We start from the raw sequence: 26,407 nt of genomic DNA, 5'->3' as shown, positions 1-26,407 counted from the left end.
CGTGTGCTGTGCTGGAGTGTCCCGATGTCTGTTTTCCGCCCCGCGACGGCCGTGCCGTCGCGCCTGGCGTGCGCGCTCGCGTGCGTCCTGTCGTCCCCTTGCGTGTCCGCCGCCGATGTCGATCCGGTCGACGACGCGCACACCTTCGCGCCGCTGGTGATCACCGCCGTGCGGCCGTCCACGCCGCTGACCTGGACCACCGACCCGCGGCTGCCGCGCCAGCCGGTGCCGGCCAGCGATGGCGCCGATTACCTCAAGACCATTCCCGGCTTCACCGCCATCCGCAACGGCGGCACCAATGGCGACCCGGTGCTGCGCGGGATGTTCGGTTCGCGCCTGAACGTGCTGACCAACGACGGCGCCATGCCCGGCGCCTGCCCGGCACGCATGGACAATCCGCTGAGCTATGTCTCGCCGGAGACCTACGACGGCCTGACCATCGTCAAGGGCCCGCAGACCGTGCTGTGGGGGCCGGGCGCCTCGGCCGGCACGGTGCGCTTCGAGCGCGACACGCCGCATTTCGAACGGCCCACGCTGCAGGCGCAGGGCAGCGCGCTGGGCGGCTCGCGCAGCCGCAACGATCAGAACCTGGCCGTGACCGGCGGCGACACGCACGGCTATGCGCGGGTGACCGCCAGCCGCTCGGAGTCGGACGACTACAAGGACGGCGCCGACGACGTGGTGCCCTCGAAGTGGCGCAAGTGGAACACCGACGCGGCCATCGGCTGGACGCCCGATCCCGACACGGTGCTGGAGGTCAACGCCGGCGTCGGCGATGGCCTGGCGCGCTATGCCGGGCGCGGCATGGACGGGCGCCAGTTCCGCCGCACCAGCGTTGGCGCGCGCTTCGAGCAGACCGGCCTGCCCGGCGCCTGGGAGTCGATCAAGGCCAGCGTCTACGCCAACGATGCCGACCACATCATGGACAACTACAGCCTGCGCACGCCCAACCCCGACTCGGCCATGCCGATGCCGATGGCGGCCAACGTCGACCGCCGCACCAGCGGCGGACGGATCGCCTCGGAATGGGCCTGGGACCATGCGGGACTGACGGCCGGTGTGGACTGGCAGGCCAGCCGCCACCGCAGCCGCAATGCGATGGCCCGCATGCCGTATGAGCCCTGGCAGCGCGATGCCAATCTGGGCAACCAGGGCGTGTTCTCTGAACTGACCCTGCATCTGGCCAAGACGCAGCGGGTGATCGTCGGCGCGCGCCTGGACCGGGCGTCGGTCAAGGATCTGCGCGCGCAGGCCAGCGGCATGGCGATGGACGATGGCATGGGGTCCGGGATGGGCATGGGCGCTGCGATGCCCAACCCCACCTTCGGCCAGATCCGTCGGCAGACGCTGACCTCGGGCTTCGCCCGCTTCGAGGCCGATGCGGGCGATCTGCCGCTGACCTGGTATGCCGGCCTGGGCCATGTCGAGCGCATGCCCGACTACTGGGAACTGTTCTCCGCCGACCGCGGGCCGGTGGGCGCGGTCAACGCCTTCGCCGCACTGCGGCCCGAGAAGACCACCCAGTTGGACATCGGCGCGCAGTACAGGAGCGCGCGCGTGGATGCCTGGGTCTCGGCCTATGTGGGCCGCATCGATGACTATCTGCTGTTCACCTACAGCGCGGGCGGGATGATGAGCCCCAGTTCGCAGGTGGGCAACGTCGACGCCGACATCCATGGCGCCGAGGCCGGCCTCGAACTGCGCCCGGCCGACGGCTGGAAGCTCGGCGGCAGCCTGGCCTGGGCCTGGGGTGCGAACCGCAGCGACGGCCGCGCGCTGCCGCAGATGCCACCGCTGGAAGCGCGGGCGAATGCCTCCTGGGAAGGACGGCGCTGGTCGGCTGGCGCACTGCTGCGCGCGGTCGCCCGCCAGGACCGGGTCAGCGTGGGCCAGGGCAACGTCGTGGGCCGCGACCTGGGGCCGAGCGCGGGCTTCGCCACCTTCGCGCTCAACGCCGGCTACCGGCTCAGCGACGCCTGGCAGCTCACCGCTGGCGTGGACAACGTGTTCGACCGCGACTACGCCGAGCACCTGAACCTGTCCGGCAGCGCGGACTTCGGCTTCCCCGCCGATCCGGTGCGCATCCACGAGCCCGGCCGCACCGCCTGGGTGCGGCTGGGCTTCAAGTACTGAGCAACGCGCGGCCGCCTGTGCGGCGCGCGTCACCGGTGCCGGGCATCGCGCCCGCACCGCATGAATCGAAAGGGATCGAAGATGACGTGTTGTTCTCCACCTCTGATCAGGACCGTCGGCTGGGCGCTGACGGCCTGTGCGTTGTACGTGCCGGTTGCCGTCGCGCAGACCTCCGGCGCCGATGAGCGCGATGCCGTGTTGACCCTGGGCAAGGTCCACGCCCAGGGCGCCAAGCGCGGCGCCTTGCCCGCGCGCAAGGTACTCAGCTCGGTCGATGTGATCGGTGCCGATCAGGTCCAGGACCAGCACGTGGACAACAGCTGGGAGCTGTTCGCCAAGGTGCCGGGCATGCAGCTGACGCCGTTCCGCATGGGCACCGAGGCGGGCCGGTTCTCCTTCCGCGGGTTCAACGGCGAAGGGCGCATCAACGCGGTCAAGCTGCTGATCGACGGCATTCCCAGCAACGACAACGCCGGCGCCATGCCTTACCTGGACTCGGTGATGTCCGGCGACATCGCCGCCATCGAAGTCGTGCGCGGCACCAACGATGCGCGCTACGGGCTCAATGCCATCGCCGGCGACGTGAACCTGGTCACGCGCGTGGGCGGCGACGAAGGGCATCTGAGCGTCACCGCCGGCAGCTTCGGCACCCGCGAGGTGCAGCTGTCCAAGGGCTTCGAGACCGGGCCGTGGACGCAGAACTACTTCCTGGGCTGGCGCGACTCGGAGGGGTATCGCGACCATGCCAAGGCGATCAAACGCAACTTCGCCGGCAAGTGGGGCTTCAACGCGCCCGAGGGCGACTGGAGCGCGCTGCTGAGCACGCGCTACTACCACAACCAGGCGCAGGAGCCCGGCTACTTCCCCACCTATCTGCAGGCGCGCGCCGCGCCGCGCGATGCGGTGGCCTATGCGGCGGCCGACGCCGGCGAGCGTCAGACCACGCAGACCGCGCTGCATCTGGATGGCCTGATCGGCAGCGACTGGACCTGGAGCAGCAAGGCCTACGTCAATCGCTACACCAATGCGCGCTACGTGCGCTTCTCCCAGGCCGGCAGCCAGCAGGAGCGCGACAACGACGAGACCCAGCGCGGCGCCATCGCCACCGCGACCTGGACGCCGAGCCGCGTGCTGGCCGTGGAGACCGGCGTGGACGCGCAGTGGCAGGACAACACCGCGCGGCGCTGGCGCACCGCCGCGCGCCAGCGCCTGGCGCACACGCGCGACTGGGACTACACGCTGCAGACCCACGGCACCTACGTGCAGGCCGTGCTGCAGCCGCTGGAGGGCCTGCAGCTGGTGCCGGCCTATCGCATCGACCGGGTCGACGGACACCTGGACGACCGCCTCACCGGGCGGCGCTACGACGCCTATGGATACGGCACGATCCGCCAGCCCAAGCTCAGCGCCTCCTACGCGCTGGGCGCGGCCTGGACCGCCTATGCCAACTGGGGGCGCAGCTTCCAGATCGGTGCCGGCGACGGCGCCTACCGCACCACGGTCCACGACCTGGGGCCGTCCATCAACACCGGCTGGGAGGCGGGCCTGAAGTTCGTGCCGGCCACGTGGCTGAGCGGACGGGTGGCCTATTGGGAGCAGCGCGCCGACGGCGAGGTCGCCACGGTGCTGGGCGCGACCGGGACCGGCAGCGACGTGGTCAATGTCGGGCGCACCTTCCGCCGCGGTTGGGACGCACAGGTGAACCTGCAGCCGGACGCGCGCTGGAACGCGTGGCTGGCCTATTCGCGGCAACGCGCGACGGTGGCGCGCGCCGCGCCCGGCGCGCTGCAGACCGAGGGGCGCGACATCGAGAACGTGCCGCACTGGCTGGCCTCGGCCGGCGTCGATTGGCAGGTCAGCGACCGGCTCAGGCTCAGCGCCTGGGGCAACGGCCAGGGCGACTACCACCTCGAACGCACCAACACGCTCGGGCGCTACGGCGGCTACGCCCTGGCCAACCTCGGTGCCAGCTGGACGCTGGATGCGCGCAACGAGGTCTCGCTGCAGCTGAAGAACCTCACCGATCGCTTCTACGTCTACGCCTGGTACGACAGCGGCGTGTACGGGTTCTCGCCCGGCGACGGGCGCGGGCTGTACGCCAGCTGGAACTGGAGCTTCTGATGGCCAGCACCGCCGCCGCGCAGGCCTCCACGACGCATGCCGGCGCGCTGTATCGCGCGATCTGGCGATGGCACTTCTACGCCGGGCTGCTGGTGCTGCCGCTGCTGGCCTGGCTGGCCGTGACCGGGGCCGGCTTCGTGTATCACCGGCCGCTGGATCGGCTGGTGCATCACCAACTGCTGATGGTGGCGCCCGCCGCGCCCGGCGAGCGCCCGGCCACGCCGCAGCGCATCGTGCAGGCGGCCCTGGCCGCGCAGCCGGGGCAGGTGTTCCGCTACACCACGCCGGCGGCGGCCGATGCCTCGGCGGAGGTCGGCATCGTGGCCCCGGACGGCGCGCGTCGGGTGGTGTATGTGGATCCGGTGCACGCGCGCGTGCTCGGCAGCCTGGCCGATCGCGGCACCTTCGGCTGGACACTGCGCCGCCTGCACAGCCTGGACCTGCTCGGCGACGGGGCCCGTGCGCTGGTGGAGCTGGCCGCGGGCTGGGCCATCGTGCTGGTGTTGACCGGTGTCTACCTGTGGTGGCCGCGCGGCACCGTGCGCATCCCCAGCAAGCGCGCGCCCACGCCTGAGCGGGGGCGCACGCTGGGCGGCGTGGTCACGGTGCGCGGCAGGCCGTCGCAGCGCCTGTTCTGGCGTGACCTGCATGCGGTGGTCGGCATCGGCGCGGGCGCGGCGGTGCTGTTCCTGGCCATGTCCGGCATGCCCTGGTCGTGGCTGTGGGGGGCGCAGGTCAACAAGGTGGTCAACGGCCACAACTTCGGCTATCCCGCCGGCCTGCGCGTGCAGCTGCCGATGTCGCAGGCGCGCGTGGCCGACAGCGCCGACCAGGCCTGGTCGCTGCAGCAGGCACGCGTGCCGCAGTCGGCCGCGCACGCGGCCATGGCCGACATGCCCGGCATGGAGCACGCCGGGCATGGGGCGGGCCATGCGAGTGCGGCGCAGCCAGGCGCGATCGGGCTGGATCGCGCCGTTGCCGCGTTCGACGCGCGCGGCATCGGCGCCGGCTACAGCGTGTCGATGCCGCAGGGTGCGCGCGGGGGTCTATACCGCCTCGCTCTACAACGGCGTGTTGGACCAGCAGCGCGTGATCCACCTGGACCAATACAGCGGGCGGACCCTGCTCGACATGCGCTATGCCGACTACGGCCCGGCGGCCAAGGCGCTGGAATGGGGCATCAACGTGCACATGGGCGACGAGTTCGGCAGCACCAACCGGGTGCTGCTGGTGCTGGCCTGCGCCTGCACGCTGGTGCTGTGCATCAGTGCCGCGGTGATGTGGTGGAAGCGGCGTCCGCGCGGCGCGCTGGGCGTGCCGCCGCTGCCGGCGCAGCCGCGGACGCTGAAGGTCGTGGCGGGCATGCTGGCGGTGGGCGGGGTGCTGTTCCCGCTGGTGGGCGCCTCGTGGCTGGTGATGCTCGCGGTGGACCTGGGCTGGGTGCAGCCTCGCCAACGGGCGCGGCGCGCATGAGATAACAGCCGGCGGCGGCCGGCGCGTTGGCAACGGGCAAGACGTCGTTCAACCTTGAAGGAGAGGGCAAGGCTTATGGGCAAGATCATCATCACCGCGGCAATGCTGCTGCTGTCCGCGCTGGCGCAGGCGGCCACGCCGGGCTCAGGCATCCAGGTGCGCGCGGCCTGGACGCGCGCCACCCCGCCGCAGGCGCCCAGCGCGGCGGGCTATCTGACCCTGGTCAACAGCGGGGCGCAGGCCGACCGGCTGGTGTCGGTGAGCTCGCCGGCGGCGACGCGGGTGGAGCTCCACGAGAGCCGCATGGACGGCGGCGTGATGCGTATGCGCCGCCTCGACGGGCTGGACCTGCCGGCCGGTGCGACGGTGGCGCTGGCGCCCTCGGGCGCGCACCTGATGCTGATCGGGCCCAGGCAGCCGCTGGTCGCCGGCCAGACGATCGAGCTGGTCCTGCGCTTCGCCCACGCGCCCCCGCAGACCGTCAGGTTGCAGGTGCGCCCGATCGACGCGGCGGGGCCTGCGGATGACATGCACGGCATGCACATGTGAGCGGATAGATTGCGGCGGCAGCGCCGCTGGCGGCGCACGGACAGGGGGCGGGGATGAGGCGGTTTTCGCGGATGGTGGCGCGGCTGTACGCACCGGCGCCGGTGCTGGTGGCCGCCGGCTGGGTGCTGTCGTTCGTGGTCGAGCACCAGGAGGCGCTGATTGGCGCCGCCGCGGCGCGACGGGTTGGCTCGCTGCTGGCCCTGACCGGTGTCGCGCTCGGGCTGGTGTGGGCGTCGCTGGCCAGCTGGCGCCTGTACCTGTGGCTGCGCGGGATGGAGCAGGGGCGCTGCCCCTGCGGCGGGCTGCTCTCGCGGCCGCGCCACAAGCATGGTCAGCACTATCGCAAGTGCCTGGCCTGCGGCGAGAAGGTGCCGCTGACGCCGGTGCCGGTGGTGGGGGATTAGGGGTTCGGGATTAGGGATTCGGGATTCGGGATTCGGGATTCGGGATTCGGGATTCGGGATTCGGGATTGTTGCAAGGTTTGCGGACGGATGGGGCGCTGTGTTGTCGCGGGGGTGTAGGGCCACGTCTGCGTTCGGTTGTGCGCGTTGACGTCCATGGGTTCCCGCGTGCGCGGGAACGACGGTAGAGGGGGCGTCGGGCGTTTGAGGGCGGCTTAGGCCGCTGGTGCCGTTTCGGCTTCGGCGCGGGCCTGGTTGCGCAGCAGGAAGCGCTGGATCTTGCCGCTGGGGGTCTTGGGCAGCTCGTCGACGAAGGCGATCTCGCGCGGGTAGGCGTGGGCCGACAGTCGTGTCTTGACGTGCTGGGCCAGCGCGGCCGCCAGCGCCTCGTCGCCGGCCACGCCGGGGCGCAGCACCACATAGGCCTTGACCCGTTCGAACCGCTCCGGATCCGGCTTGCCGACCGCGGCGGCCTCGACCACGTCGGGATGCTCGAGCAGGCAGCTCTCCACGTCAAACGGACCGATGCGGTAGCCGCTGGAGGTGATCACATCATCGCTGCGGCCGACGAAGGCGATGGAGCCATCGGCGTTGCGCTCGACCGTGTCGCCGGTGAGGTACCAGCCGTCCTTGAACGGCTGCGTCTCCGTGTTCTCGTAGCCGCGGAAGAACAGCGCGGGCGAATCGTCGACATGCACGGCCAGCATCCCCGGCACGCCGACCGGCTGCGGCTGGCCGTCGTCGCTCAGCACGTCCAGCCGGTACCCCGGCAGGGGAAAGCCGGCGCTGCCCGGCTGCACCGGATGGGCCAGCGCGTGGTGGTTGCACAGGGTCATGCCGGTCTCGGTCTGGCCGTAATGGTCGTGGATGACCGTCCCCAGCGCCTGGTCGAACCAGCGGATCACCTCGGGGTTGAGCGGCTCGCCGGCGCTGCTGACCACGCGCAGCCGGCCCTTGACCGGCGCGGCCGCGGCGTCGCCGGCGGCCATCAGCATGCGGTAGGCGGTGGGCGCCCCCATCAGATTGGTCACGCCCAGCTCGGCGATGGTGCGGTAACAGCTGTCCACGGTGAACGGGCCTTCGTGGAAGGTCACCGAATGCCCGAGCGCCAGCGGCCCGGCGATGCCGTAGTACAGCCCGTAGGCCCAGCCCGGGTCGGCGATGTTCCACAGCACATCGTCCGGCCGCAGGTCCACCGCGTCGCGCATATACGTGGCGATGGCATCGAGCGCGTGCAGCGGCACGCGCAGCGCCTTGGCCGCCCCGGTGGTGCCGGAGGTGAACATGATCATGCACGGGTCCTCGCGCCGCCGCGGCACGGGGTCGAAGGTCTGCGGCTGGCCTTCCAGCGCGGCCCAGAAGTCCTCGCCATCGCCGCTGCCCAGGGTCAGGATCGGCGGCGCGGCGGCGACCTCGTCCAGCTTGGGGCGCTGCTCGGCCGAGCACACCACCAGCGCCGCGCCGCTGGCCGCCAGCCGGTGCTCCAGCGCCTTGGGGCCGAAGGCGGTGAACAGCGGCTGGTACACCGCGCCCGCGCGCCAGGTGCCCAGCACCACGATCAGCAGCTCCAGCCGCCGCGGCAGCAGCCCGGCCACCACCGCGCCCGGCCCGATTCCGCGTGCGCGCAGCAGCTGGGCGAACTGGGCCGACCAGCTGTCGAGCTGTTCGAAGGTGTAGCGCCGCACCACGCGCTGGGTGTCGATCCAGCACAGCGCCTCGCGCTGCGCGCCCAGGTGCGCGCCGATGCAGGTCTGCCAGGCGTTGCGCGGCCCGGGCGCCGGCACGAAGTCGAGCGTGCGGACGTGTTCGAAGTAATCGCGGATCGGGCGGTCCATGCGGTACGTCATGTGATGCGTTGGGGACCCACTCTAGCGCGTCGGTCCCGGCCACGACGCTGCGGCGCAGCGCTTCAAGGCCCCGGCGGCGAGGCCTGGTCCAGGGCGAGCTGCAGCGAACGCCCGCGCCGGCGCAGCACCAGCGCCACCACCGCGCCGGTCGCCAGCCAGGCCAGGCCGCCGATCTGCGCCAGGCGATCTGCGTTGTAGAGCACGTACAGCAGGATCAGCCCGCCCACCAGCGGCACCACCCCATGGATCAGCCAGCGCCCGGAGCGGCGGAAATGCCAGGCCACCGCCACGTGCAGCAGCGCGAAGGCCGTCAGCGCGCCGAAGTTGCACACCGTGGCCAGCAGCGCGATCTTGCCAAGGAACAGCAGACCCAGCACCAGGCTCAGGCCTGCCACCAGCAGGATCGCCCGGCGCGGCACGCCGCTGCCTGCATGCACCTTGCGCAGGAAGCGCGGCAGCTGACCGTCGCGCGCCATCGCGAACAGCAGCCGCGAGGTCGCCGCCTGCGAGACCAGCGCGTTGGCCAGCGCCGCGCCGACGGCCACGGTCAGCGCGATCACGATCTGCATCCACGGCCCGGCCACGCGCCGGCCGACCTCGAAGAAGGCGTTGTTGGACGCCGCCTCGTCGGGGAAGCGGCGCAGCTCGGGCAGCAGCAGCGCCGCCAGCCAGGTCTGCAGCACGAACAGCGCCGCCACCAGGGCCAGCGACACCACGGTCGCGCGGCCGACGGCGCGCGCGCCGCCACGGCTCTCCTCGGTCAGGGTGGAGATCGCATCGAAGCCGAGGAAGGACAGCACCGCCATCGACAGCGCGCCGAACAGCATCGGCAGCGAAAAGGCGGTCGGGTCGTACAGCGGGCGCAGGCTCCAGTGCGCCCCGTAGGCGCCACGCTGGATCGCCAGCGCCGCCAGCACGGCGAACACCGCCAGCACCACCAGCTGCACGCCCAGGAACACCAGGTTGGCGCGCGCCGTGGTCTCCACGCCACGCAGGTTCACCGCCGTGTTGAGCACGACGAAGAACACGATCCACGCATGTTGCGGGATGCCCGGCCACACGGTGGCCATGGCGTTGGCGCCGATCACGTAGAGCAGGGTGGGGATGAGCAGGTAGTCCAGCAGGATCGCCCAGCCGGCCAGGAAGCCGACGCTCTCGTGCAGGCCGCGGCCCACATAGGCGTAGACCGAGCCGGCGACCGGGAAGGCCTGCGCCATCTGCTGGTAGCTCAGCGCGGTGAACAGCATCGCGCCGAAGCCCACCAGGTACACCAGCGGCACCATGCCGTGGCTGACGTCGAACACCCCGCCGAAGATGGCGAACGGCGCGGTCGGCACCATGCAGACCAGGCCATAGACCAGCAGATCGCCCAGGCCGAGCCTGCGGCGCAGTTCGGGTCGGTAGCCCAGGCGGGTGAGTTCCTGGTCGGGGGAATCGGAGGCAGCGTCGGTCATGGCGGGCGGGAGGCGGTGGGCGCGGGCGCGTGGCGGGGCCAGCCTCCCTCCGGGGCCGGTGCGACAGTTCTAGCGCATCGCCCCGGTCCAAGGCCAGTGGCACAGCAGCGCCCGCAGGATGCGGCCCCACCTGTAGAGCGGAGCTTGCTCCGCTGGGGCCTTCCCCAAGAACCGAACGAAGAGCAGCGGAGTCCCCAAGAGGGGATTGCCACAAGCTCCGCTCTACAAGCAGGCCGCTGAGATTTGAGGAGACGATTGCCCCCCCGCGCGCTCTGCCCCTCCCCCTTCGCGCAGCGAAGGGGGAGGTTGGGAGGGGGTGCTTTTGCTTCTGACGTTGCCGCGAAGAGCGACCCGCCCCCCTCAGTCGCTAGCCGCGACTTCGAGCTCCCCTTGGCCTATGGTCAAAAGGGAGGGCGCGAAAGCGCACAGCGCTCAGATGTCCTCGTGGATCCCGCACTCGCGCTTGAGGCCGAAGAAGCGGGTGTCTTCCTCGCGCATGCCCGGCTCCCAGCGGCGGGTGGTGTGGAAGTCGCCGATGGACACGTAACCCTCTTCCCACAGCGGGTGATAGGGCAGGTCGTGCTGCTTCATGTACTGCCACACGTCGCGGTCGGTCCAGTCGGCGATCGGGCTGACCTTCCAGCGCTCACCGCGCAGCTGCACGATCGGCGTGGCGGCGCGGCTGGTCGACTGCTGGCGGCGCAGGCCGGTGAACCAGGTGCCCACGTCCAGCTCGTCCAGCGCCCGGCGCATCGGCTCGACCTTGCGCAGGTTGTTGTACTGCTCGATGCCGACCACGCCCTGTTCCCACAGGCGGCCGTGGCGCGCCTCCATCCAGGCGCGGCTGACCAGCGGGCGGAAGATCTGGATGTTGAGCTTGAGCCGCTCGATCAGCGCGTCGGCGAAGCGATAGGTCTCTGGGAACAGATAGCCGGTGTCCACCAGGATCACCGGGATGTCCGGCTGCTGCTGGGTCAGCAGGTGCAGGGCCACGGCCGACTGCGCGCCGAAGCTGGAGGACAGCGCCGCCTGCGCCGGGCCATGCGCCAGCGCCCAGGTCACGCGCGCCGGCGCGTCCATCGCCTCGAGCGCGGCGTTGGCCGCGTCCAGGTCGATGGTGGACGGACGGGCGTCCAGATGCGGATCGTCGTTGGCGGGCAGGGCGGTCATGCGTGCAGCTCCACGGGAATGGCACGATGGGTGGGATAGGGCGGCAGGTCGATCTCGCCGGCGCGGTGCAGGAAGTCGCCGAAGCCTTCGGCGTCGTCGCGTTCGGCGGCATAGCGGCCGAACAAGGGGTCGAGCGCGCCGAGGATCTCCTCCTCGGTGATGTTCTCGCGGTACAGCGTGTTGAGCCGCTGGCCGCGGTGGTCGCCGCCCAGCATCAGGTTGTAGCGGCCGGGCGCCTTGCCGACCAGGGCGATCTCGGCCAGGTACGGCCGCGAGCAGCCGTTGGGGCAGCCGGAGATGCGCAGCACGATCGGCGCCTGGGCCAGGCCGTGTTTCTCGAGCAGCGGCTGCAGCTTGCCGGTGAAGTCGGGCAGATAGCGCTCTGCCTCGGCCATGGCCAGCCCGCAGGTGGGCAGGGCGACGCAGGCCATGGCCTTGCGCGCCAGCGCGGTCGGCAGCGCGTTGCCGGCATCCAGGCCATGGGCCGACACCAGCGCATCGACGGTGGCCTTCAGCGCATCGTCGAGGTTGGAGATGACCAGGTTCTGGTTGGAGGTCATGCGGAACTCGCCGACACCCGCCTCCTGCAGCCGCAGCGCGATCTCGCGCAGCCCGGTGAGCTGGGTGGCGGTGCCGACATCGGCGATGCGCCCGGCGCCCAGCGACAGGGTCAGATGCCAGCGGCCGTCGCTGCCCTGCGTCCAGCCGTAGCGGTCGCCGTTGTGCTCGAACGCGAACGGTCGCGCCGGCGCGAAGGCGATCCCGGCGCGCTGCTCGATCTGCGCCTTGATGAAGTCCAACCCGTGGTCGTCGATGGTGTACTTGAAGCGCGCGCGCTTGCGCACCGCGCGGTTGCCGTAGTCACGCTGGGTGGTGACCACGGCGGTGGCCACCTCCAGCAGCCGCTCGCGCGGGATGTAGCCGGCCACATCGGCCACGCGCGGCCAGGTCTGCGCATCGCCATGGGTCGCGCCCATGCCGCCGCCCAGGCTGACGTTGTAGCCGACGATCCGGCCGGCTTCATCGGTCACACCGATGAAGCCCAGATCGTTGGCGAACACGTCCACATCGTTGATCGGCGGCAGCGCGAACCCGATCTTGAACTTGCGCGGCAGATACTTGTTGCCGTAGATCGGCTCTTCTTCCTCGCCCGCGCCGGCCACCTTCTCCTCATCCAGCCAGATCTCGTAATAGGCGCGGGTGTTGGGCAGCAAATGCTCGGAGGTCGCCGCGGCATCGGCGTAGAGCGTGGCGTGCGCCTCGGACAGCAGCGGGTTGGCCGCGACCTGCACGTTGCGGTTGACGTCGCCGCAGGCGGCCAGCGTGTCGATCAGCGCGGCGTTGATGGCCTGCATGGTCGCCTTCAGCTCGCGCTTGATGACGCCATGGAACTGGAAGGCCTGGCGCGTGGTCACGCGCAGCGAGTGGTTGCCGTAGCGGGTGGCGATGGCATCCAGCTGCAGCCACTGCGCGGGCGTGACCACGCCGCCGGGCGTGCGCGTGCGGATCATGAACTGGTAGGCCGGCTCGAGCTTCTGCCGACGGCGCTCGTCGCGCAGGTCGCGGTCGTCCTGCTGGTAGCTGCCGTGGTACTTGATCAGCGTCTGGTCGTCCTCGCGCAGCGCGCCGGTGACCGGATCGGCCAGGCTCTCGAGCAGGCTGCCGCGCAGGCGGCGGCTCTCGGCCTTGATGTCTTCTACTGAATGCATGGGGATTGGGGATTCGGGATTGGGGATTGGCAGAGGCAAGGGCGTGCGGGCTGCGGACATCGCATCCCCAATCCCGAATCCCCGATCCCCGTCTCAATAGACATCGCGCGCATACCGCCCCTCCGTCTGCAGCGTGGTGAGGTAGTCGTGCGCGGCATCGGCGTCCAGGGCGCCGTGTTCGGCGACGATGTCGGTCAGGGCGGCGTGCACGTCCTTGCCCATGGCGATCGAACCGCACACGTAGAAGTGCGCGCCGGACTGCAGCCAGTCGAAGACCTCGCGGCCGCGCTCGCGCAGCCGGTGCTGCACGTACAGCTTGTCGGCCTGGTCGCGCGAGAACGCCAGGTCCAGCCGGTCCAGCTCGCCGCGCTTGAGCGCGTCCTGCCATTCGCTCTGGTAGAGGAAGCCGCTGTTGAAGTGCTGCGCGCCGAAGAACAGCCAGTTGCGCCCGCGCGCACCGGTCTCGGCCCGCTCCTGGACGAAGGCGCGGAACGGCGCCACGCCGGTGCCGGGGCCGACCATGAGGATGTCGCGCGCACCGTCGGCCGGCACGCGGAAGCGGTCGTTGGCTTCGATGTAGACCGGCGCGCGGTCGCCCTCGGCCAGCCCGGCCAGGAAGCCACTGGCCGAGCCGCTGTGCGCGTGGCCGTGCGCGTGGTAGCCCAGCACGTCCACGGTCAGGTGGACCTCCTCGCCCACGCGCTTGCGGCTGGAGGCGATGGAATACAGGCGCGGCGCCAGTGGCCGCAGCGCGGCCAGCAGCTCGCCCACGTTCCAGTCCACCGGCCAGCGGCGCAGCACGTCGATCACCTGGTGGCTGGAGAGCAGGGCGGAGAGGTCGGCATTGCCGGGGGCGAGCAGGTCCTCCAACTCGCGCGCGCCGGCCAGGCGCGCATGCGCGGCCAGGAACGGGCGCGAGAGCTTGCTCAGCTCACGATGCCCGGCCAGCCACTCGCGCACGCTGCGCTGGGTGCCATCGACATGGTGGGCAGCGTCGCCGTCCAGCTTGAGCGCCGCCAGCAGGGGCTCGACCAGCGCGTCGGGATTGCGGTGGACGATGCCCAGCGCATCGCCGGGCTCGTAGCTCAGGCCGCTGCCATCCAGCGACAGCTCGATGTGGCGCACCTGCTTGTCCGGCGCACCGTGGCGGCCGAAGTCCGGACCCTTGAAGTCGCGGCCGGCGATGGGCTGGTTGGCCAGCACCTCGGCCTGGAAAGGCGCGCTGTGCGAGACCGCCTGCGTCGCCGGCGCCGGGCGCAGCGGGGTGACCTTGGCGCTGGGCGCGGCCGGGGCGCTCTTGAGGACCTTGCGGGCCTGCTCCAGGGCCTGCTCGCGCCAGGGCTGGGCGACGGTGTCGATGTCCAGGTCGGCCTCGCCGGCCGGCAGCAGGCGGGTGGCGCCCAGCTCGGCCAGGCGCGCGTCCAGGCGCCGGGAGATGCCGCAGAAGTCGGCATAGCTCGAGTCGCCCAGGCCGAGCACGGCGAACTTCAGCTCCGGCAGCTTGGGCGCGCGACGGCCGAGCAGGAATTCGCTGAACCCGATCGCATCGTCCGGCGGATCGCCCTCGCCCTGGGTGCTGATCACCAGGTAGAGCAGGCGCTCGGCGGCCAGTTCGCGCGTGGCATAGGCATCGGTGCGCAGCAGGCGCACGGCCAGGCCGGCGCCCTCCAGCGTGGCGGCCAGGGCCTCGGCCGCGCGCTTGGCATTGCCGGTCTGGCTGCCGTACAGCACGGTGGCCCGTTCGCCGCTGCCCGTGGCGGGCGGCGCCGCTCCGGCGGCCGTGCCCTGCAGCAGGGCCAGGTGCGGCGCCGGGTGCGCGGCCTGGGCCAGGCCGGCGGTGAAGCCGGACAGCCACCACAGCGAGGCGCTGTCCAGGCCATCGACCACCCGTGCCAGCAGCGCCTTGCGGTCGTCGGGCAAGGGGCCGGCAGCCAGCGCGGGGGGTACAGCGGACATCGCGATTCCGTAGAGCGGCGTGTGGGAGCGTCGATGCTAGGCGCCGCTGTCACAGGGCTGAAAGGATGCAGGGTTATGGGCTTATGCTCCCTGCTTATTTCGTCCGGGAATAAGCGGTGCCAATACTGCCGGCCCACCGTCCGAGTCCGGTCCCCGCTGCGTCCGGGCCCCGTTCCTCTCCACCCGAGCCGATGAGCGCTGTGCCGACCCTGTCCCATCTCGACCGCCTGGAGGCCGAGAGCATCCACATCCTGCGCGAGGTGGCCGCCGCGTTCCGCAACCCGGTGATGCTGTATTCGGTCGGCAAGGATTCCTCGGTGCTGCTGCACCTGCTGCTCAAGGCCTTCGCCCCGGCGGTGCCGCCGATCCCGCTGCTGCACGTGGACACGCGCTGGAAGTTCCGCGAGATGATCGCCTTCCGCGACCGTCGCGCCGCCGAGACCGGCGTCGAGCTGCGCGTGCACATCAACCCGGATGGCGTGGCGCAGAACGTCGGTCCGTTCAGTCACGGCGCCACGGTCCACACCGACATCATGAAGACCCAGGGCCTGAAGCAGGCGCTGGATCAATACAAGTTCGACGCGGCCATCGGCGGCGCGCGCCGCGACGAGGAGAAGGCACGGGCCAAGGAACGCGTGTTCTCCTTCCGCAACGACAGGCACCGCTGGGACCCCAAGCACCAGCGCCCCGAGCTGTGGAACCTCTACAACGCCCGCATCCACCCCGGCGAGAGCGTGCGCGCCTTCCCCTTGAGCAACTGGACCGAGCTGGACATCTGGCTCTACATCTACCGCGAGCGCATCCCGGTGGTGCCGCTGTACTTCGCCGCCAGGCGCCCGGTGGTCGAACGCGACGGCGCGTTGATCATGGTCGACGACGAACGCCTGCCGCTGCGCGAGGGCGAGGTGCCGCAGCTGAAGTCGGTGCGCTTCCGCACGCTGGGCTGCTATCCGCTGACCGGCGCGATCGAGTCGCAGGCCGACACCCTGGAGAAGATCATCGCCGAGATGCTGGTGGCCACCAGCTCCGAGCGCCAGGGCCGCGTGATCGACCAGGATCCGGGCGCGTCGATGGAGCAGAAGAAGCTGGAAGGGTATTTCTGATGGAAGGCAGGGATTCGGGATTGGGGATTGGGGATTCGCAAAAGCGCGGCCTGCTGGCGGATGCGGCAACGGGAGGAAGCGCCGTTGCCAATCCCGAATTCCCAATCCCCAATCCCGACGACAAAGCCGTCAAAGCCTACCTGCGGCAGCACGAATCCAAGCCGCTGCTGCGCTTCATCACCTGCGGCAGCGTGGACGATGGCAAGAGCACGCTGATCGGGCGGCTGCTGCACGACAGCAAGCGGCTGTTCGACGATCAGCTGGCCGCGCTGGAAAGCGACAGCCGCCGCCATGGCACGCAGGGCGCGCGCATCGACTACGCCTTGCTGCTCGACGGCCTGGCCGCCGAGCGCGAGCAGGGCATCACCATCGACGTGGCCTACCGCTATTTCGATACCGAGCGGCGCAAGTACATCGTGGCCGACTGCCCGGGTCATGCGCAGTACACGCGCAACATGGCCACCGGCGCCTCCACCGCCGACGTGGCCGTGGTGCTGGTCGACGCGCGCAAGGGCCTGCAGACCCAGACGCGCCGGCACAGCTACATCGTCTCGCTGCTGGGCCTGCGGCACGTGGTGCTGGCGGTGAACAAGATGGACCTGGTCGACTTCGACCAGGCCGTGTTCGACGCCATCGTGCGCGACTACGGCGCGCTGGCCGAGCAGCTCGGCATCGCGCAGGTGCAGGCGATCCCGCTCTCGGCGCTGGAGGGCGACAACCTGTCCAGCCGCTCGTCGCGCACGCCTTGGTATGACGGTCCCAGCCTGCTGGAACACCTGGACACGCTGACGCTGGACGACGCGACGCAGACGCTCGGCCTGCGCCTGCCGGTGCAGTACGTCAACCGCCCGCACGCGAACTTCCGCGGCTTCGCCGGCACCCTCGCCGCCGGCGAGGTGCGCCCGGGCGATGCGGTGGTGGTGCTGCCCTCGGCGCGACGTTCGACCGTGGCCAGGGTGCTGGATGCCAATGGCGACGTGCCGTTCGCCCGCGCCGGCCAGGCGGTGACGCTGACCCTGGCCGACGAGATCGACATCAGCCGCGGCGATGTGATCGCCGCCGCCGGCGACCCGCCCGAGGTGTCCGACCAGTTCGCCGCCCATCTGCTGTGGATGGACGATGCGCCGCTGCTGCCGGGCCGCCCTTACTGGCTGCAGATCGGCGCGCGCACCGTGCCGGCCAGCGTCAGCGAGATCAAGCACCGCATCGACGTGAACACCCAGGAGGCGCTGGCCGCCAAGCGCCTGGAACTCAACGAAGTGGGCGTGTGCAACCTGTCGCTGGACGCCCCGATCGCCTTCGAGCCCTATGCGCGCAACCGCGCGCTGGGCGGCTTCATCCTGATCGACCGCCAGACCAATGCCACCGTCGGCGCGGGCACGCTGGACTTCGCCCTGCGCCGCGCCGGCAACGTGCACTGGCAGCATCTGGACGTGGACAAGGCCGCGCGGGCGCGGATCAAGGGCCAGACCCCGCGCGTGCTGTGGTTCACCGGCCTGTCCGGCGCCGGCAAGTCCACCATCGCTAACCGCGTCGAGAAGCGGCTGCACGCCGCGGGCCACCACACCTTCCTGCTCGACGGCGACAACGTGCGCCACGGCCTGAATCGCGACCTGGGCTTCACCGACGAGGATCGCGTGGAGAACATCCGGCGCGTGGCCGAGGTCGCGCGGCTGATGGCCGACGCCGGGCTGATCGTGCTGGTGAGCTTCATCTCGCCGTTCCGCGCCGAGCGGCGCATGGCGCGCGAACGCTTCGCGCCGGGCGAGTTCGTCGAGGTCTTCGTCGATGTGCCGCTGGCCGTGGCCGAAGCGCGCGACGTCAAGGGCCTGTATGCCAAGGCGCGCGCCGGCAAGATCCCCAACTTCACCGGCATCGACTCGCCCTACGAGGCCCCCGAGGCACCGGAACTGCATCTGCACGCCGCCGAGGAATCCACCGACCAGATGGCCGAGCGCGTTCTGGACCACCTCGGCCTCGCCTGACTGGACTGCCCCGTGGGCGTGGGAGCCACTGTCTCCCATCTCAATTCGCGGCCTCCCTGTAGAGCGGAGCTTGCTCCGCTGCTCTCCGTTCGGTTCGTGGGGAAGGCTCCAGCGGAGCAAGCTCCGCTGATCTTCGTTTGTCTCCTAGGGAAGGCCCCAGCGGAGCAAGCTCCGCTCTACAGGTGGCGCCACGCCGACCCGTGCACGCGCATCGAACGCCCCTCCCATCGGCCGCCGCTCCGCTGTGCGAAGCGGTCTCTGCCGACGCTTCGGGTAAGGTAGGCATCCAGTTGCCCTCACCGCCGCGCGCCGGCGGACGTCCCATGAAGTCTTTCCTCTCCGCTTTCCCGCTGGTGCACGCATGACCGGCCCCTGGCAGAAGCTCCCCCCGCGCCGTCCGCCGGTTGCCCGCAAGGCGCCCGACGGCGAACGCGCGCCGCCCGAGGGGCCGCAGGCGCCCGCACGTCCCGTCCGGCGCGGCGAGGAAGTGCGCCTGTACGGCCTCAACGCGGTGCGTGCGCTGTTCGACGCGCGGCCCGAGGCGCTGCGCAAGCTCTACCTGACCCAGGCGCGCGTGCCGGCGCTCAAGCCGATCCTGGCCTGGTGCGTGGCCAACCGCGTGGGCTATCGCGTGGTCGAAGAGGGCGACCTGGACCGGCTCGCCGCCAGCAGCCATCACGAAGGCGTCGTGGCCGACGTGCTGCGGCGCGCGCCGCTGTCGCTTGATGCCTGGCTCGAGGCGCTGCCGGCCGGCCCGGCGCTGGCGCTGTGGCTGGACGGGGTGGGCAATCCGCACAACTTCGGCGCGATCCTGCGGTCGGCCGCGCACTTCGGCGTGGCCGGCGTGCTGCTGCCGCAGGATTCGCCGCTGGCGTTGTCCGGTGCCGCCGCGCGCGTGGCCGAAGGCGGCGCCGAGGCGGTGACGCTGGTGCAGGCCGGCGCCCCCGCGGACGCGTTCGCCCCGCTGCGCGCCGCCGGCTTCGGCCTGGCCGCCACGCTGGTGCACGGCGGTGGCGACCTGTTCGCCGCGCGGCTGCCGCAGCGGCTGGTCTATGTGATGGGCGCCGAAGGCGAGGGCATGGACCGCGGCCTGGCCAAGGCCTGCGACCTGGCCCTGTCCATCCCCGGCACCGGCCGCGTGGAGAGCCTCAACGTCGCCGCGGCCACCGCCGTGCTGCTGGCGCAATGGGCGAGCGGGCGCGCGCGAGGCGGTTGATACGCGGGCGGGCGGCCATATGGCGCATGCCGCTGGGCCTCGTGTGGATCGATCTCGGCACACCTGACGAGGCGCATCAGCGAACCCGCCGAGGTGATGCCTGGTGGGAGCCGCCATGGCGGGGAGTGGCCTTACCGGGAAAGCTTCATCGCCGCCATGGCGGCTCCCACAGGGTCTATCGCTCGTCCTCGCGTTTTCGGGGGGATAGCGCTGCTTGCCGCGAAAAGCAAAAGTCCATGGGTTCCCGCGTGCGCGGGAACGACGGTAGGAGACTACCGGCGGCTTTGGGTCTGCGTAGTCGAGCGCGACGGCAAGGAGCGAACCCGCGACTCAGTGCGCTTCCTTGTTCGTCCCCGCCGGCACCGGCGCGCTGCCGAAATCGCCCTTCGCTTCCGCCGCCAGGTACAGGAACACCGCGTAGGCGGCGACGTTCTGCGCCAGGACCTTCGGGTCGATCTTGTCCAGCGTGTCGTCCGCGTTGTGGTGCAGGTCGAAGTAGTCGGTGCCGTCATGGCCCAGCCAGGCCCAGCGCATGCCGAGCTGGGCCATCGGGCCGATGTCCGACTCCGGATCGCCCTGGCCGGGCAGATAGGCCACATCCAGCGGCTTGAGCGCGGCGGCGATCGTCTCGATCGCGCCCTTGGCATGGGCGTCGGCATTGCTGCTGAAGCCATAGATGTGATCCGCGCCGAAGTCGCTCTCGGCGGCGATGACGTGCTGGGCGATCTCCTTGGCGTGCGCCTGCGCGTAGGCGCGGCCGCCGTACAGGCCCTGCTCCTCGTTGGCGAAGGCGACCACGCGGATCGTGCGCGCCGGGCGCAGCTGGCCGGCGAGTCTGGCGGCGGCCATGGAAATGCCGATGCCGGCCGCATCGTCGATGGCGCCCGTGCCCAGATCCCACGAATCCAGATGCCCACCGGTCAGCACGATCTCGCCGGGCTTGCTGCGCCCGGTGATCTGGCCGATCACGTTGTAGCTGGTGGCCTGGCCGTCCCAGCCGCAGTCCAGCGCCAGGCGCACCTTCACCGGGCCGCGCGCGACCAGGCGCGCCAGCTGGTCGGCGTCGGGAATCGACACCGCCGCCGCCGGGATCGGCGTCAGCCCTTCCTCGTAGCGGGTGATGCCGGTATTGACCACGCGATGCGGCGTGGTGCCGGCCGAGCGCATCAGAAAGCCGATCGCGCCCTTCTTGATCGCCTCCGACGGGCCGCGTCCGCGGATCCCGCCGCCATAGCGGTAATCGCCGCCGTCCTGCTTCTTGTGCATCTGGAAGTCGACGAAGGCGATCTTGCCGGCCAGCGACCCGGCCGGCGCGGCCTGCAGCGCGTCCAGGTCGGCGAAGCGCACGATCTCGCCTTCGACCGTGCCGCCGGCGCTGCCGCCCAGCGCGGTCACCAGCAGCGGCTGCGCGTTGGCGCCCAGCACCTGGGCATGCTCACTACGGCGCTCCCATTTGGGGAAGGTCACCGGTTCGGTCCACACCTTGTCGAAGCCGAGCTGCTTGAACTTGGCCTGCGCCCAGGCCACCGCACGCGCATCGGCCTCGCTGCCCGCCAGACGCGGGCCGACCTCGGTGGTCAGCGATTCGACGACCTTCCAGCCGGTATCGTCGGCCAGCGCCTGCTGGCGCAGCGCGTCGGCGCGTTTGAGTGCCGCGTCGGGGATCGTGGTCGGGCCGGCGGCCTGCAGTGGAAACGAGGCGCACAGCAAGAGGGCGCAGGACAGGATCGAACGACGCATGCAGGCAGGCTCGCGAGTGGGGGAGCGGCGAGCTTAACAGCCGCCGCTTGCCTCGCTCGCCGCCGCCCGAGGCTTACCTCTTGAGCGAGTCGCGGATCTCGCGCAGCAGCAGCACGTCTTCCGGCGTGGCGGCCGGGGCGGCCTCCTTCTTCGGCGCCAGACGGTTGATCGCCTTGACCACCAGGAAGATCGCGAACGCCACGATGATGAACTGCACCAGCGTATTGAGGAAATCGCCGTAGCCGATCACCACCGCGGGGATCTCCTTGCCATCGGCACCGATGGTGGCCGGCTTGAGCACCCAGGCGAGCCTGGAGAAATCGATGCCGCCGATCAGCAGACCGATGGGCGGCATGATGATCTTGTCCACCAGCGAGGTGACGATCTTGCCGAAGGCCGCACCGATCACCACACCGACCGCCAGATCCACCACGTTGCCGCGCATGGCGAAGGTCTTGAATTCGCTGAGCATGCCCATCTCTCGTCTCTCCTGAAGGCTCGGGGGAAGGTCCGGCAACGTTACCGGACCCCACGTGCGCGCGGAGTCAAACGCCGATCGCGCCGCGCAGTTCGCCCACCCCCTCCAGCGTGGCCACGAACGTGTCCCCACGCTGCAGCGCGCCGACGCCGGAGGGCGTGCCCATGAAGACCAGGTCGCCCGCCTTGAGCGCATAGAGCTTGGACAGCTCGTGCAGGATCTCCGGCACGTTCCAGATCATGTCGTGCAGCGTGCCGCGCTGGCGCACCTGATCGTTGACGGTCAGCGCGATCACGGCGTCCTGCAGCGCCCCGACCTGCGCAGCGGGCACGATCTGGCTGATCGGCGCGGAGTGATCGAAGGCCTTGCCGGTGTCCCAGGGCAGGCCGGCCTTCTTGGCCGCGGCCTGCAGATCGCGGCGGGTCAGATCCAGGCCCACGGCATAGCCGTAGATCAGCGCGTTGCCGGCCTCGCCTTCGAGCACGCCGGCCGGCGCGTCCTGGCCCAGCGCGACGACCAGCTCGACCTCATGGTGCAGGTCGGCCGTGCCGGGCGGGTAGGGGATGGTGCGATCGCCGGTGACGATGGCATCGGCCGGCTTGGAGAAGAAGACCGGCTGGCCGCGTTCGGCCTTCGAGGCCGGCGCGGTGGCGCCCATCTCGCGCGCATGGTCGGCGAAGTTGCGGCCGACGCAGTAGATGCGGTGCACCGGGAAGGTGCCGCCGCCGCGTACCGGCACGCGCGCCTGCTCGGGCGCGGGAATCACATCGGACATCTGGGCGTTCCTCGATCACGCTAAAGAGGAACGCGAGTGTAAGGCGCTTGACGCGCCTTCAGTGCGAGAGGGGCAGGGCCTGCTTGCGTACGACCTGGTATTCGCCTTCCACCACGCGCTGCTGCGCGTTGGCGCGCGCCCGAGGGCGCAGCAGGCGATAGGCCATGCCGGCGGCGAGCATGGCCGCGCCGACGAACAAACCGAAGAACACCAGCACCGCTAGCACCGCCAGCCCCAGCAGGCCGACGACCACGCGCAGCAGCGGATGCCGGGGCTTGCGCGGCGCAAACGCGTTGCGCAGGCGCTGAGAGTCGAAGGAGAAGGTGCGGATCATGGGCTCGTGACAGAATGTGTGGCGAACGGATGCCAGTATGGCGAGCCGCCCGCCGGACGTGTGAAACCTTCGTTAAGCCCTGCATGGATCCGATCCCTTTCGACAGTCTCGCTGACGGCCAGCCCACCGAGGTGGAAGCCACGCTGGACGACGGCGCCGAATCGCTGCTCCTGGTCCGCCAGGGCCCCAGGTGCGCGCCTGGCGCAATGTCTGCCCGCATGCGGGGCGGCGCCTGGACTGGGCCCCGGGCAAGTTCCTGCTGACCACGCAGGGCCATCTGGTGTGCGCCGCGCATGGGGCCACGTTCGAATTACAAGGCGGTCAATGTCTGTCCGGGCCGTGCCGCGGCGAGGCGCTCAGCCAGGTGCCGGTTCAGGTGCGCGACGGGCAGGTAGTGCTGGGCTAGGGCCTTTCCTCAATTCCTGGGTAGGTCGCGCCGCCCTTGCGCGTGCCCGGGGCAAGGAAGCGGGAGGGAGTGGACGTCCGTCCACGACCGAGCAATGACGCTGTCCCGGGTGCGCGCAAGGGCGGCCCTTCGGGTTGGCGCTGCAAGGCCGCCATCTTCGCGCCGCGCGGCTTGGCCTGACGGCCAGTCAAGCCTGCGCCGCGCGACGCAAACCTGACAGCCTTGCAGCGCCAACGCGGCCTACCCAGGAATTGAGGAAAGGCCCTGGTCCAGCACGGTGTGCCCGGCCGCGCGCAGCGCCGCGATGGCCGCCTCCAGCTGCGACTGTTTGACCAGCACATAGTCGGTGTCGAAGGTCGAGACGGCGAAGATGCCGACCCCGGCCTGCGCCAGCGGCTGCAGCACCTGGGCCAGGATGCCGGTGAGTTCGAAGGCGAACGGGCCGTGCAGCATCAGCGTGCGCCAGCCGCGCTCGCACTGCACGTCTTCCGGCACGCGCCCCTCGTCGCAGACGATCGACAGCTCCTCCTCGGTCCAGCTGATATGCGTCTGCGCGGCCGGCGCGCACCACTCCGGCAGCGGCGCGCCGGCCGGCAGGCGGCACACCGCGGAGGTCAGCCCCAGCAGGCGCAGCGTCAGCGCCATGCCGCGTGCGCCTCGCACTCAGGCACGGGTCGCCCACCACGACATCAGGTTGACCATCGCCACCACCACGCAGGTGTAGATCAGCGACATCGGCCCGCCCACGCGCCACATCTGGCGCGCGGTGTAGTTGGCCGGGCCGGTGACCATGGAGATCACCGGGTTGGAGGCGGTCATCAGGTTGTTGGACGCCGACAGCGCCGTGATCAGCGCGAACGAGGTCGGGTTGCCGCCGGCGGCCAGCGCCAGGCTGATCGCGATGGGCACCATGACGATGGTCGCGCCGACATGGCTGATCACCAGCGAGAAGGCCGTGGTCAGCAGAGCGATGGCGATCTCCAGCACCCACACCGGCAGCCCGTCGGGCAGGCGCTCGATGGTGTGGCCGGCGACCCAGGCGGCCGCGCCGCTGGAATCCATCGCCCAGCCCAGCGGGATCAGCCCGGCCATCAGGAACACGGTCTTCCAGTTGATCGCCGCGTAGGCCTCGTCCATGCGCAGCACGCCGGTCAGCAGCATGCCGGCCACGCCGGTCATCAGGATCAGCGCCACCGGGATGTGCGAGGTCAGCGCGATGATGATGGTCAGGGCGAAGATCGCCATGGCGATCTTGAACTTGTGCGGACGCTGCTCGCCCTTGGGGTAGTCGGTGACCACCACGAAGTCGCCGCCCTTGGCCGCGGCGGCCAGGTCCTGCCAGATGCTGTGGAACACCAGCATGTCGCCGGCGCGCAGCGGCACCTTGCGCACGTCCTCGCGCAACACCTTCTTGTCGCGGTTGATCGCCAGCAGGCTGATGCCGGCCTGCTTGCGCAGCGCCAGCTCGGCGGCGGTCTTGCCGATGAAGCGCGAGGTCGGCGGGATCACCGCCTCGGAGATGCCGGCGCGGCTGGGATTGAACAGGTCGCCGAAGTGGCGCAGGCGCGAGGACATGCGCAGGAACTGGTTCTGCGCGAAGTCGGCCACCTCGGCGCGCCTGCCCATCACGCCCAGCACGCTGCCGACCCAGATGCGCATGTCCGCCGGCGGCGCCAGGCGCGTGTCGTTGCCGGTCTGCAGGGCCAGCATCAGCGGCGCGCCGTGCAGCGTCTCGGCCTCGCCCAGTGTCATGCCGACCAGCGGGCTGTCGGCGCTGACGGTCAGCTCGAACACCTCGCCCTCGATGCCGTAGGTGCTGGCGAAGTAGCTCTCGGTGCGGGCCGGCGTCGAGCTCGTGGACGTGGTGGTCTCGCGCTGCAGCTTGGCATCGCCGTAGAAGCGGAAGTACGCCAGCGAGGCCAGCACCAGCGCCACGCCGATCGGCAGCGGCGCGAACATGCGCAGCGGCTCCAGCGTGGCCATGCCCGAGGGCAGGTTGTTGTTGGCCGAGATCATCAGGTCGTTGAGCAGGATCAGCGGCGAATTGCCGACCATGGTCAGCGCGCCGCCCATGACGATGGCCGAGGCGATCGGCAGCAGCAGGCGCTGCAGGTTGAGCGTGGTGCGCGAGGACAGGCGCGCGGCCACCGGCAGGTACAGCGCCATCACCGAGGGGTTCTGCATGAACGAGGAGTTGAGCCCGGCGATGGCCGTGGTCAGCAGCAGCAGCCGCTGTTCCACCCCATGTCCGCGCCGTAGCAGCCAGGACGCCAGCCGGTTCAGTGCGCCGGTGCGCTCGAGGCCCGCGCCCAGGATGGTGGTGGCGATGATGCTCATCACCGCGTTACCGGAGAAGCCGCCGAAGATCTCCTCCGGCGCGACCAGCCCGGTCAGGCCCAGCACCACCAGCACGACCAGCGCGACCACGTCGGCGCGGATGCGCTCGAACAGGAACATCACCATGACGAAGCCGACCAGCCCCAGCACCAGGCGCATGTCGTTGGTCAGCGTCAGGCCGGTGTCCATTACGCGGCGGATGCCCCGGTGGGCGAGGGCGGTTCGTCAGCAGCGGTCATAGAGCAGGTCCCAGACGCCGTGGCCGAGCTTCTGCCCGCGGGTCTCGAAGTGGGTCTGCGGGCGCCAGTCCGGGCGCGGCACGCTGCCGCGCGCGCCGGCGCGGTTGCGCAGGCCCGGCGTGGCGTCGAGCACGTCCCACATGTGCTCGGCATAGGCCTCCCAGTCGGTCGCGCAGTGCAGGCGGCCGGTCGGGGCCAGCTTGCGCACCAGCAGCGCGGCGAACTCGGGCTGGACCAGCCGGCGCTTGTTGTGGCGCTTCTTGTGCCAGGGGTCCGGGAAATAGATGCGCACCTCGTCCAGGCTGCCGTCGGCCACCTCGTTGCGCAGCACTTCCACCGCATCGTGATGGTAGACGCGCACATGGTCGCTGCCGTCGGCTTCCAGCGCGTTGAGCAGCCGGCCCACGCCCGGGGCGTGCACCTCGATGCCGAGGTAGTCGCGCGACGGGTCCTGCCTGGCCGCGAAGCGCAGCGCATCGCCGTTGCCGGTACCGATCTCCACCACCCGCGGCGCGGCGCGACCGAACACCGCGTCGAAATCGCGCAGCTGGCCGGTGTAGTCCAGGCCGAAGCGCGGCCACTGCACGTCGAACGCGCGCTGCTGGGCCTCGGTGAAGCGCCTCCGCGCAGCACGAAGCTGCGGATCTCGCGACGGCCTTCGGTGACGGTGAACGGCTTGGCCGGGGCCTTGGCGCCGGGGCTGGAGAACGGATCGGTCATCGGCCGATCGGTCCTGGGGCGGCGTGGCGACGGTGACCGGTGATCGCGCAGACGACCGGCGTGAAGGGCGGGGGCAGGGACGACATGAGACGAATTATCGCCCAACTCGCCGCCAGGATCGCGTGGTCGCCGCCGTTAGGCGGCTGCAGCCTGATCTGTCCGCCGGGCCAAGGCTTCGCTCGAGTCGAGCATCGCGCCTGTGGCGCCCCTTGTCGCCGCGTGTCCCTTGCCTGCCTGTCGATGGCGGGCGCCATGCCGCA

General features: G+C 70.7%; 18 protein-coding genes and 3 pseudogenes. 9 read left to right on the top strand and 12 right to left on the bottom strand.

Annotated elements, in window-relative coordinates; all coding sequences use genetic code 11:
* The first annotated feature begins 24 nt into the window (after positions 1-24).
* From ACFJIT_RS12510 to ACFJIT_RS12490, 5 genes and pseudogenes are all read left to right on the top strand, one after another.
* Positions 25-2,133, top strand: coding sequence for a TonB-dependent copper receptor (locus tag ACFJIT_RS12510; RefSeq protein ID WP_379653791.1), 2,109 nt, complete (start codon positions 25-27; stop codon positions 2,131-2,133).
* Between the two features lie 81 nt (positions 2,134-2,214).
* A complete protein-coding gene (locus tag ACFJIT_RS12505; RefSeq protein WP_379655773.1) occupies positions 2,215-4,254 on the top strand; it encodes a TonB-dependent receptor in 2,040 nt (679 codons plus the stop codon).
* Positions 4,254-5,727, top strand: a pseudogene (locus ACFJIT_RS12500) (PepSY-associated TM helix domain-containing protein). The gene ACFJIT_RS12505 and the pseudogene ACFJIT_RS12500 overlap by 1 nt, the downstream one beginning before the upstream one ends.
* Before the next feature lie 75 nt (positions 5,728-5,802).
* Positions 5,803-6,276 carry a copper chaperone PCu(A)C gene (locus tag ACFJIT_RS12495; RefSeq protein WP_379653790.1) on the top strand — a complete coding sequence of 158 codons (474 nt, stop codon included), beginning with the start codon at positions 5,803-5,805 and terminating at the stop codon, positions 6,274-6,276.
* A gap of 53 nt (positions 6,277-6,329) precedes the next feature.
* On the top strand, positions 6,330-6,680 hold the full coding sequence (locus ACFJIT_RS12490; RefSeq protein WP_130533551.1) for a hypothetical protein: 351 nt from the start codon (positions 6,330-6,332) through the stop codon (positions 6,678-6,680).
* Between the two features lie 213 nt (positions 6,681-6,893).
* On the opposite strand, the gene ACFJIT_RS12485 is transcribed toward ACFJIT_RS12490, so the two are convergent.
* The 5 genes from ACFJIT_RS12485 to ACFJIT_RS12465 all read right to left on the bottom strand — a co-directional run bounded on the left by ACFJIT_RS12485 (position 6,894) and on the right by ACFJIT_RS12465 (position 14,814).
* Complete coding sequence (locus tag ACFJIT_RS12485) at positions 6,894-8,513, bottom strand: AMP-binding protein (RefSeq protein ID WP_379653789.1); 1,620 nt, start codon at positions 8,511-8,513, stop codon at positions 6,894-6,896.
* 74 nt (positions 8,514-8,587) lie between these two features.
* Entirely contained in the window at positions 8,588-9,979 is a 1,392-nt protein-coding gene (locus ACFJIT_RS12480) for an APC family permease (RefSeq protein ID WP_379653788.1), read from the bottom strand.
* 432 nt (positions 9,980-10,411) lie between these two features.
* Positions 10,412-11,149, bottom strand: a complete 738-nt coding sequence (locus ACFJIT_RS12475) for a phosphoadenylyl-sulfate reductase (protein ID WP_379653787.1) — start codon at positions 11,147-11,149, stop codon at positions 10,412-10,414.
* Positions 11,146-12,858, bottom strand: coding sequence for an assimilatory sulfite reductase (NADPH) hemoprotein subunit (cysI, locus tag ACFJIT_RS12470; RefSeq protein ID WP_379653786.1), 1,713 nt, complete (start codon positions 12,856-12,858; stop codon positions 11,146-11,148). Before cysI ends, ACFJIT_RS12475 begins: the two co-directional genes overlap by 4 nt.
* Before the next feature lie 93 nt (positions 12,859-12,951).
* Positions 12,952-14,814, bottom strand: a complete 1,863-nt coding sequence (locus tag ACFJIT_RS12465; protein ID WP_379653785.1) for an assimilatory sulfite reductase (NADPH) flavoprotein subunit — start codon at positions 14,812-14,814, stop codon at positions 12,952-12,954.
* Between the two features lie 191 nt (positions 14,815-15,005).
* Between ACFJIT_RS12465 and cysD the strand changes: the two genes are divergently transcribed.
* The 3 genes from cysD to ACFJIT_RS12450 all read left to right on the top strand — a co-directional run bounded on the left by cysD (position 15,006) and on the right by ACFJIT_RS12450 (position 19,118).
* A complete protein-coding gene (gene cysD / locus ACFJIT_RS12460; RefSeq protein ID WP_379653784.1) occupies positions 15,006-15,917 on the top strand; it encodes a sulfate adenylyltransferase subunit CysD in 912 nt (303 codons plus the stop codon).
* Positions 15,917-17,902 (top strand): sulfate adenylyltransferase subunit CysN, encoded by a 1,986-nt coding sequence (cysN, locus tag ACFJIT_RS12455; protein WP_379653783.1) that lies wholly within the window; start codon positions 15,917-15,919, stop codon positions 17,900-17,902. The genes cysD and cysN overlap by 1 nt, the downstream gene beginning before the upstream one ends.
* A gap of 361 nt (positions 17,903-18,263) precedes the next feature.
* Entirely contained in the window at positions 18,264-19,118 is an 855-nt protein-coding gene (locus ACFJIT_RS12450; RefSeq protein ID WP_379653782.1) for a TrmH family RNA methyltransferase, read from the top strand.
* 330 nt (positions 19,119-19,448) lie between these two features.
* On the opposite strand, the gene ACFJIT_RS12445 is transcribed toward ACFJIT_RS12450, so the two are convergent.
* The 4 genes from ACFJIT_RS12445 to ACFJIT_RS12430 all read right to left on the bottom strand — a co-directional run bounded on the left by ACFJIT_RS12445 (position 19,449) and on the right by ACFJIT_RS12430 (position 22,445).
* A complete protein-coding gene (locus ACFJIT_RS12445; protein WP_379653781.1) occupies positions 19,449-20,858 on the bottom strand; it encodes a M28 family peptidase in 1,410 nt (469 codons plus the stop codon).
* A 73-nt stretch (positions 20,859-20,931) separates the two neighbouring features.
* The gene (gene mscL / locus ACFJIT_RS12440) at positions 20,932-21,336 is read right to left on the bottom strand and encodes a large-conductance mechanosensitive channel protein MscL (protein ID WP_130523292.1); all 405 of its coding nucleotides are present in this window, start codon (positions 21,334-21,336) and stop codon (positions 20,932-20,934) included.
* Positions 21,337-21,403: 67 nt separating this feature from the next.
* A complete protein-coding gene (locus ACFJIT_RS12435) occupies positions 21,404-22,111 on the bottom strand; it encodes a fumarylacetoacetate hydrolase family protein (RefSeq protein ID WP_130532376.1) in 708 nt (235 codons plus the stop codon).
* Between the two features lie 58 nt (positions 22,112-22,169).
* Entirely contained in the window at positions 22,170-22,445 is a 276-nt protein-coding gene (locus ACFJIT_RS12430; protein WP_130515732.1) for a hypothetical protein, read from the bottom strand.
* A gap of 83 nt (positions 22,446-22,528) precedes the next feature.
* Between ACFJIT_RS12430 and ACFJIT_RS12425 the strand changes: the two are divergent.
* Positions 22,529-22,851, top strand: a pseudogene (locus ACFJIT_RS12425) (Rieske (2Fe-2S) protein).
* 240 nt (positions 22,852-23,091) lie between these two features.
* On the opposite strand, the gene ACFJIT_RS12420 reads toward ACFJIT_RS12425, so the two are convergent.
* From ACFJIT_RS12420 to trmB, 3 genes and pseudogenes are all read right to left on the bottom strand, one after another.
* Positions 23,092-23,496 carry an ACT domain-containing protein gene (locus ACFJIT_RS12420; RefSeq protein ID WP_379653780.1) on the bottom strand — a complete coding sequence of 135 codons (405 nt, stop codon included), beginning with the start codon at positions 23,494-23,496 and terminating at the stop codon, positions 23,092-23,094.
* An 18-nt stretch (positions 23,497-23,514) separates the two neighbouring features.
* On the bottom strand, positions 23,515-25,377 hold the full coding sequence (locus ACFJIT_RS12415; RefSeq protein ID WP_130515739.1) for an SLC13 family permease: 1,863 nt from the start codon (positions 25,375-25,377) through the stop codon (positions 23,515-23,517).
* Between the two features lie 36 nt (positions 25,378-25,413).
* Positions 25,414-26,147, bottom strand: a pseudogene (trmB, locus tag ACFJIT_RS12410) (tRNA (guanosine(46)-N7)-methyltransferase TrmB).
* Between the last annotated feature and the right edge of the window lie 260 nt (positions 26,148-26,407).

Source organism: Pseudoxanthomonas sp. UC19_8 (genome assembly GCF_042700505.1).
Taxonomy (GTDB): domain Bacteria; phylum Pseudomonadota; class Gammaproteobacteria; order Xanthomonadales; family Xanthomonadaceae; genus Pseudoxanthomonas_A; species Pseudoxanthomonas_A winnipegensis.
Note: the sequence above shows the minus strand (reverse complement) of the source record. Positions and strands in the feature narration are given on the sequence as shown.